Annotated in this window: 1 protein-coding gene; it reads right to left on the bottom strand. The window is 46.8% G+C overall.

The genetic code is table 11. The features are described 5' to 3' along the window. Positions 1-318: 318 nt before the first annotated feature. On the bottom strand, positions 319-1,948 hold a 1,630-nt coding region (locus tag PX636_RS12125), incomplete at its 5' end, for a phosphoenolpyruvate carboxylase (RefSeq protein WP_288117356.1).

Raw genomic sequence — 1,948 nt, 5'->3', positions numbered from 1 at the left:
GATGCCCCCCTTATTAAGGGGGGATTAAAGGGGGGACTAAGGGGGGATCGGCACCCCCCTTATCAAGGGGGGCAGGGGGGATCGAACCTAAAATCCATTTTTAATTTAATTATAACCAGCTACTTAATATTAGCCAATAGAACCCCCCCAAAGCTTGGATTGAGGGATAAAATCGGAAGTAATGCCCAATTTTAGCGGTGATTTTCCCTTGAAAAATAACAACTTAGTAGAAGTTCTACAAAAAGTTGACAAATCCCAAAAAGAGGGTGGATTACCTTCAAGATAACCCCCCCGAAAATTACCATTAATTATCTGTAATCAACCGGTATTTCTCATCCCTGCGGCAATACCATTAATCGTCATTAAAGCACCCCTTAATAACTCCTCTTTAGAATAGCGGAAATGAATCACACCGGATTGAGCTTGACTGTTGTATTGACGTAAACGCTTGAGGAGAGACACCTGTAGGAAACCGAGGGGAACGATCGAACCGTTGCGTAACTGCACCGAGCGCTGTAAATTCGGATCATTATCCAATAAATGTTTCTCGCCGGTGATCTGGAGAACAATCTCGCTAGTGCGATTATATTCCTCTTTGATCCTTTCAAACAGACGTTGAAAACGTTCTCGATCTTCCTGTTTAGAAAGTTCACTGACGTAGTGATAGGCCATCTGTAGGTCCACCTTCGATAGAGTCATGTCTGCCTTAGAAATCACCATCTGGAAGAAAGGCCACTTGTGATAAAAATGGCGTAACAATTCCAAATTTCTGCTAGGAGAATCATCGAGAAACATCTGTAAAGCTGTCCCTAAACCATACCAAGCCGGTAAAAGAAAACGGGTTTGCGTCCAACTAAATACCCAGGGAATTGCCCGCAGGGTACTTAAATCCTGTTGACCACTTTTCCGGCGCGCTGGTCGGGAACTAATCTGTAAAAGACTAATTTCAGGAATGGGAGTTACGGACAGGAAGAAGTCTAAAAAGTCCGGTTCTTCATAAATCAAACTGCGATAGGTTTGCCGTGAACGGGTGGCCAAGTCCTCCATGATGCGATTCCAGGGTTCGAGATCATCAAAACCACTGCCCAGTAAACTTGCCTGTATGACTGCCGTTACGGCCGTTTCGAGGTTATACAAGGCCAATTCTGGTAAAGAGTATTTCGAGGCTAAAACCTCGCCTTGTTCGGTGATTTTAATGCGACCGTTAATCGTTCCCCGGGGTTGGGCGAGGATAGCGGCGTAGGCCGGTCCACCACCCCGACCGACGGAACCGCCCCGGCCATGAAAAAGACGTAGATTCACGCCGTATTGTTTAGCGGTTTTTTGTAAAGCCTTCTGGGCCTTATGAATTTCCCAATTACTGCTCAAAAAGCCAGAATCCTTGTTACTATCGGAGTAACCCACCATAATCTCCTGTAAATTACTCGGTTCCAAGATGGCCGGTTCCGGGGTCACGTCCTCCCCGTTTAAAGCCGCTAAATGGTCGTAACCGCCAGCTAGGGTTGCCCGATAGAGGGGCAATTCAAACAAAGTCTGCATGATGCCGGGGGCGTGTTTGAGGTCATCGACGGTTTCAAAGAGGGGAACGATGCGGAGGGAACTGCGGCTAGTGGCGGGGTCGTATAACCCAGCTTCTTGGGCTAATAACAGCACTTCTAGCACATCGCTGGCCTCGTTGGTCATGCTGATAATGTAGGTTTGGCAGATTTCCAGACCAAATTCCCCTTGCAGACTTCTTAAAACTCGCAGGGTTTCAATGGTTTCGCAGGTTCTTTCCGAAAAGGGCATTTCCCGGGGAATTAGGGGCCGACGGGTTTTTAATTCCTCCACTAACCAGGCGATTTTTTCTGATTCGGTTAATTTGCCATAGGGTTTCGGTAAAACTCCGAGATATTGAGCGATTTCTTCGATACATTCGGCGTGACGGGTGGATTCTTGCCGAAAATCT

The sequence above is a fragment of the Microcystis sp. M53598_WE2 genome (assembly GCF_030067735.1).
In the GTDB taxonomy this organism is placed as follows: Bacteria; Cyanobacteriota; Cyanobacteriia; order Cyanobacteriales; family Microcystaceae; genus Microcystis; species Microcystis aeruginosa.
The sequence above is the reverse complement of the archived record's forward strand: the minus strand, read 5'-3'. Positions and strand labels throughout refer to the sequence as shown.